Below are 6,450 nucleotides of genomic sequence, written 5' to 3'. Positions count from 1 at the left end.
GGAGAACCATCCTCAACGGGTGGCTGCGTATTTTAGAGATCCGAAGGTGAAGTATGCTGCATAAACATTTCAATATTTAATTGCCGAATCAATAGGCACTATAACAGGTAGGTTGGGTTGTTAAACCCAACGTTTCAGACGGCCTGTGAGCTTGTTGGGTTTTCAACCCAACCTACCCGTTGTGTCACTTTTTCCTGCATTCCACTATATTGGCTTTTGCAAAGGTCTCAAAATATTTTTCCATACCATGATGGCGGCAACGGTGCCCTATAGTGGAATGAAAGAAAAACTTATACAGACGCATGTAGCAAGCCATATGCAGAAGCCGTTTAAACCGCGTGCGTGGCTGTGCCACACATCCTGCACATGATGCTAAATTTCTTATTTTTGTATAAGTTTTTCATTCATTTCGCTATATGTTGCCGCTTTGATGATTTTCCCCATTTTGCCCAAACACCTGATTTTATGAGCCACTCCGACACCATCCGCATCCTCGGCATCGACCCCGGCAGCCGCGTTACCGGCTTCGGCGTGATCGATGTGTGCGGGCGCGAGCAGATTTATGTGGCTTCCGGCTGCATCAAAACCCCGCCTGCCGCGCCTTTGGCCGAGCGCATCGAAGTGATTGTGCGCCATCTTGATGAAGTGGTGCGCACTTATCAGCCGCAGCAAGCCGCCATAGAGCAAGTGTTTGTGAATGTCAACCCGGCGGCCACGCTGATGCTGGGGCAGGCGCGCGGCGCGGCCATGGCGGCGCTGGTGATGCATCAATTGCCGGTGCACGAATACACCGCGCTGCAAGTGAAGCAGGCTGTGGTCGGGCGCGGCAAAGCGGCCAAAGAGCAGGTGCAGCATATGGTGGTGCACATGCTCGCGCTCTCCGGCACGCCGCAGGCCGACGCCGCCGACGGCCTGGCCGTGGCGCTCACCCACGCCTTGCGCAACCACGGCCTAGGCGCGCAATTGCAGCAAGGCGGCCTGAAAATCAAGCGCGGGCGCTTTCAATGGTGAGCGTTGTTTAATACCCATTCAAAAAAATAACCTTACAAAATAAAAGCAGTTCGGCAGCACCATCCGCGTAGGTCGGATTCTTGAATCCGACGTTTGGCCATCGGCCAAAGCGATGTGCGTGCCTTGTTCTGCGAACAAGTGTCGGATTCGAGAATCCGACCTACAGGCTATAACAGGTAGGTTGGGTTGCCAAACCCAACGTTTCAGACGGCCTGTGGGCTTGTTGGGTTTTCAACCCAACCTACCCGTTGTGTCACTTTTTTTATGCATTCCACTATAGTACGGCAAGGCGAGACAACGAAGTTAGGTTATTTTTTTGGATTGATATAAAATGCTCTGCGCTGCTGAATGCAAGTATGTGCAAGACACAAAGGCCGTCTGAAAATTTCTTTCAGACGGCCTTTGTGCGGCTTGAGGTGCTTTAGCGCTGTTGGCAGGCGCGGTAGAAATCGATGAGGCCGTTGGTGGAGCTGTCGTGGTGCAGGGTTTGGTCGCGGTTGAGCTCGGGCTCGATGGCTTTGGCCAGCACTTTGCCGTATTCCACACCCCATTGGTCAAACGGGTTGATGCCCCATATCGTGCCTTGCACGAATATTTTGTGCTCATACATCGCTAAGAGCATGCCCAAGTTGAACGGGGTGAGCTCGTCGATCAAAATGCTGTTGCTGGGCTGGTTGCCGGGAAACACTTTTTGCGGCGCCAGCGCATCGCGCGCGGCTTCGGGCAAATCGGCCAGCTCGGCGCGGGCTTCGGCCAGCGTTTTGCCGCGCATAAAGGCTTCGGCCTGGGCAAAGGCATTGGCCACTACAAAACGGTGTTGGCGGCCGACCTTATAGGCGGTGCGCATCGGCACGATAAAGTCGCTCGGAATCAGCCGCGTGCCTTGGTGCAGCAGCTGGAAAAAAGCGTGTTGGCAGTTGACGCCTTCTTCGCCGAACACAATCGGGCCGGTGTCGAGCGCCACGGAGCCGCCATCGATGCCGCAATGCTTGCCGTTGCTCTCCATATCGAGCTGTTGCAGATAGGCGGGCAGGCGGCGCAGGTTGTGGCTGTAGGGCACCACGGCGTAGCCCGGCGCCTGATAAAAGTTGTTGTACCAAATGCCGATCAAGGCCAAAAGCACGGGAATATTGCGCCGATAAGGTGTGGTGAAGAAATGCTCGTCCATGGCGCGGGCGCCGCGCAGAAATTCGCGGAAATGCTTTTCGCCGATGGCCACCATCAGCGGCAGGCCGATGGCCGACCACACCGAATAGCGGCCGCCCACCCAATCAAACATGGCGAAAATATGGTCGGCGGCAATGCCGAAATTGCGCGCAGCCTGCACTTCGCTGGTGATGGCCACGAAATGGCGGGCGATGTCGGCCTCGCGCAGGCCTTGATCGCGGAACCATTCGCGCGCGGCATGGGCGTTGAGCAGGGTTTCGGGGGTGCCGAACGATTTGCTGGCAATGCTGAACACGGTGGTTTCGGCTTTCAGGCCGGTGAGCACTTTGGCGATATTGGCGTCATCGGCATTGGCCACGAAATGCACGCGCACTTGTTTGCGGTAGGCGTGCAGCGCCTGGGTGGCGATTTGCGGGCCCAAATCGGAGCCGCCGATGCCGATGTGCACCAAATCGGTGATGCGCTCGCCGGTGGCGCCGGTGTGGCTGCCGTTGATCAGCTTTTCGGCAAAAGCGAGCGTGCGGTCGAGCTCACGGTGGATGTGCGGCAACACGTTTTCGCCGTCTACCAGCACCGGCTCGGCATCGGCGCTTTGGCGCAGGGCGGTGTGCAGCACGGCGCGGTTTTCGCTGATGTTGATGCGCTCGCCACGGCGCATGGCCTGCGCCTGCTCGGCCACTTGGGCGGTGTCGGCCAATTGGCAGAGCAAATCGAGCGCGGCGGCATCAATGCGGTTTTTGCTGTAATCGAGCAAGAGGCCGTAGAGGGTTTCGTGCATTTCGGCAAAGCGCTGCGGATTTTGTTCAAACTGTGTGCGCATGTGCACAGCGGCGGTTTGCTGCCGGTGTTGTTGCAGGGCTTGCCAGATGGGGGTTTCGTTTATATTCATCGCAGTATCGGTGGGTGGTTTCAGACGGCATGTTATCGGATTGCGCTAAATGGCGGCGTGTTTGCGCCGGCCGGTTGCTTTCATTATAGGCAGGCTGCATGAAATTTGTGTGTAAATCCGCGATTATTTGATGCAGCACCGACCAATCAGCTATTCAGCATAGTCTTATTTGGCCGCGGCCACGGCAGATTGGTTCCCGGCGGCCGCCAAAACCGCCGGCCGGCCATGTGCCGCTTTATCGCCATCTGATTCAAAAAATAAGCTTACCAAATAAAAGCAGTTCGACAACACCATCTGCGTAGGCCGGATTCAAGAAATCCGACCTACGGGCTGCCTGTTTGTATCTTATTTTTTGAATGGGCATAAAACGCCCTTGCAGCGTTTCAGACGGCCTCGGGCAGCTTGATGAAATGAGTGCGGTAATAGCGCATCTCTTCGATGCTTTCCATAATGTCGTCCAGCGCCTGGTGCGAGCCGCGTTTGACCACGCCTTTGGCCACGGCCGGATGCCAGCGGCGCGCCAGCTCTTTCAGGGTGGACACATCAAGATTTCGATAATGGAAATAAGCTTCGAGCGCGGGCATGTAGCGCACCATAAAGCGGCGGTCTTGGTGAATGGTGTTGCCGCACATGGGCGTGGCTTTTTCGGGCACCCATTCGGCCATAAAGGCCAAAAGCTTTTGTTCCACTTCGGCTTCGGTGTGTTTGGATGCGCGCACGCGCTCGGTGAGGCCGGTGCGGCCGTGGGTGGCGGTGTTCCATTCGTCCATGGCGCCGAGCACTTCATCGCTTTGGTGGATGGCATACACTTCGGATTGCGCCAGCACGTTTAAATCAGGGTCGGTGATGATCATCGCCACTTCGATAATGCGCTCGCGCTCGGGATCGAGCCCGGTCATTTCCATATCGAGCCAGCAGAGGTTGTTGGGGTTTTGCGGCATTTCAGACGGCCTTTGTGTCGGATAAAAATAATCAAGATATATTATAAGGGTTTTGCGAAAGATATTTGAAAGGCCGTCTGAAAACTTTGAAAAACGTTTCAGACGGCCTTTGGCTGCGCATTCAATCGCTGCGCATCAGCCCACTTTGTCGCCCGGCGCGGCGCCGGCATCCACATCCAGCAATTTCAGCTTGCCATCGGCCGTGGCGGCGGAAAGAATCATGCCTTCGCTCACGCCGAATTTGGCCATTTTGCGTGGGGCGAAGTTGGCCACGGCAATCACCATGCGGCCGTTGAGCTCGGCGGGGTTGGGATAGGAAGCGGCGATGCCGGAGAAAATCACCCGCTGTTCAAAGCCGAAATCGAGGTCGAATTTGAGCAATTTGGTGCTGCCTTCCACCGCTTCGCAATTGAGCACTTTGGCCGCGCGCATGTCGATTTTCATAAAGTCGTCGAAGCTTGCCTGCTCGGCCACGGGTGCGAATTTCGAGGTGTCGGCGGCGGGCGCGGCTTCGGCGGCGGCGATGCTTTGTTTGTTGGCTTCGATTAAGTTATCCACTTGTTGTTGCTCCACGCGTTGCATTAAATGTTGGTATTTGTTGATGCTGTGGCCGTCTGAAAGATGTTTTTCGGCATCGGCCCAGGTCAGTTGCGGCAGATTCAAAAATCCGGCGGCTTGCTCGGCCACTTGCGGCAGCACCGGCGCGAGATACACGCTCAGTGTTTTAAACGCATTAATCAATTCGCTGCACACTTCGTGTAGGCGCGCATCCTGCCCTTCTTGTTTGGCCAAATCCCACGGCTTGTTGGCATCCACATATTCGTTCACCGCATCGGCCAAGGCCATGATGTCGCGCAGGGCGCGGGCGTATTCGCGGTTTTCGTAATCGGCGGCGATGGTTTCGCTCTGCGCCGCCAGTTGTGCCAGCAAGGCGCTGTGTGAAACATCTTTCAGACGGCCTTCAAAACGCTTGGCGATAAAGCCCGATGCGCGCGCGGCGATGTTCACATATTTGCCGACCAAATCGCTGTTCACGCGAGCGATGAAGTCTTGCAGGTTTAAATCAATGTCTTCGATGCGGCTGCCGAGCTTGGCGGCGATGTAGTAGCGCATCCATTCGGGGTTGAGCTTTTGCTCGAGATAAGAGCCGGCGGTGATAAACGTGCCGCGCGATTTCGACATTTTTTGGCCGTCCACGGTGAGAAAGCCGTGGGCAAACACGCCGGTGGGGGCGCGGTGGCCGGAAAATTTCAGCATGGCCGGCCAGAAAAGGGCGTGGAAATAGAGAATATCTTTGCCAATAAAGTGATACAGCTCGGTTTGGCTGTCGGCTTTGAAAAACTCATCAAAATCAATGCCGATACGGTCGCACAGGTTTTTAAACGAGGCCATATAGCCCACCGGCGCATCGAGCCAAACATAAAAATATTTGCCCGGCGCATCGGGAATTTCAAAGCCGAAATAGGGCGCATCGCGCGAAATATCCCAATCGCTCAGGCCGCCTTCGCCGTTTTCATCGGGCACAAGCCATTCTTTCATTTTGTTGAGCGCTTCGGGCTGCAAATGCGGCTGCACGCGGCCATCGGCCAGGGTGGTGCTGCCGGCCGTCCATTCTTGCAGGTAATCGATGCAATCGCCAAGCTTGAAGAAGAAATGTTCGCTCTCTTTGAGCACCGGTGTGGCGCCGGAAATGGCCGAATAGGGCTTGATTAAATCGGTGGGCGAATAGGTGGTGCCGCACACTTCGCAGTTGTCGCCGTATTGGTCTTTGGCGTGGCATTTCGGGCATTCGCCTTTCACGAAGCGGTCGGGCAGAAACATGTTTTTTTCGGGGTCGAAAAGCTGCTCGATGGTGCGCGCTTCGATTTTGCCGCCGGCTTTGAGGGCGCGGTAGATTTTTTCGGAATAGGCTTTGTTTTCCGGCGAATGGGTGCTGTAATAATTGTCGTAGCCGATGTGAAAGCCGGTGAAGTCGGCCAAATGCGCTTCGCGCACTTGGGCTATCATGTCTTCCGGCGAGAGACCTTGTTTTTGCGCGGCCAGCATCACGGGCGTGCCGTGGGTGTCGTCGGCGCAGCAATAATAGCACTCGTGGCCGCGCATTTTTTGAAAGCGCACCCAGATGTCGGTTTGGATGTGTTCGACCATGTGGCCCAGATGGATGCTGCCGTTGGCATAGGGCAGCGCGGAGGTGACGAGGATTTTGCGTGTCATGGTGGTGTGTTCTTTAATCATGAAAATCAATGGCGTGGATTATAGCGTTTTTCAGACGGCCTTTGCGGCTTTCTTTGAAATGGATTGGACAAGATAGAGGCCGTCTGAAAGCGTTGGGCGGCCGGAATTTGATTTAGGTCGGGAAAGCTGCGCGTGCCCGTAGGTTTTATGACGGATATTTGTTAGACTGCCGCGATAGGCAAAAGCCATATAAAACAAAACGTCTTA

4 protein-coding genes are annotated in these 6,450 nt (G+C 55.4%); 1 reads left to right on the top strand and 3 read right to left on the bottom strand.

Annotated elements, in window-relative coordinates:
- The first annotated feature begins 465 nt into the window (after positions 1-465).
- Positions 466-1,011 carry a crossover junction endodeoxyribonuclease RuvC gene (gene ruvC, locus EV680_RS06205; RefSeq protein ID WP_132953875.1) on the top strand — a complete coding sequence of 182 codons (546 nt, stop codon included), beginning with the start codon at positions 466-468 and terminating at the stop codon, positions 1,009-1,011.
- A 421-nt stretch (positions 1,012-1,432) separates the two neighbouring features.
- Here the strand turns inward: ruvC and pgi are convergent, their stop codons facing one another.
- The 3 genes from pgi to metG all read right to left on the bottom strand — a co-directional run bounded on the left by pgi (position 1,433) and on the right by metG (position 6,222).
- A complete protein-coding gene (pgi, locus tag EV680_RS06200; protein ID WP_132953874.1) occupies positions 1,433-3,067 on the bottom strand; it encodes a glucose-6-phosphate isomerase in 1,635 nt (544 codons plus the stop codon).
- Positions 3,068-3,450: 383 nt separating this feature from the next.
- Positions 3,451-4,008, bottom strand: a complete 558-nt coding sequence (orn, locus tag EV680_RS06195; protein WP_132953873.1) for an oligoribonuclease — start codon at positions 4,006-4,008, stop codon at positions 3,451-3,453.
- Between the two features lie 135 nt (positions 4,009-4,143).
- A complete protein-coding gene (gene metG, locus EV680_RS06190; RefSeq protein ID WP_132953879.1) occupies positions 4,144-6,222 on the bottom strand; it encodes a methionine--tRNA ligase in 2,079 nt (692 codons plus the stop codon).
- Positions 6,223-6,450: the final 228 nt, after the last annotated feature.

Source organism: Uruburuella suis (assembly GCF_004341385.1).
Taxonomy (GTDB): Bacteria; Pseudomonadota; Gammaproteobacteria; order Burkholderiales; family Neisseriaceae; genus Neisseria; species Neisseria suis.
This window is presented reverse-complemented; position numbering and strand designations above follow the sequence as displayed.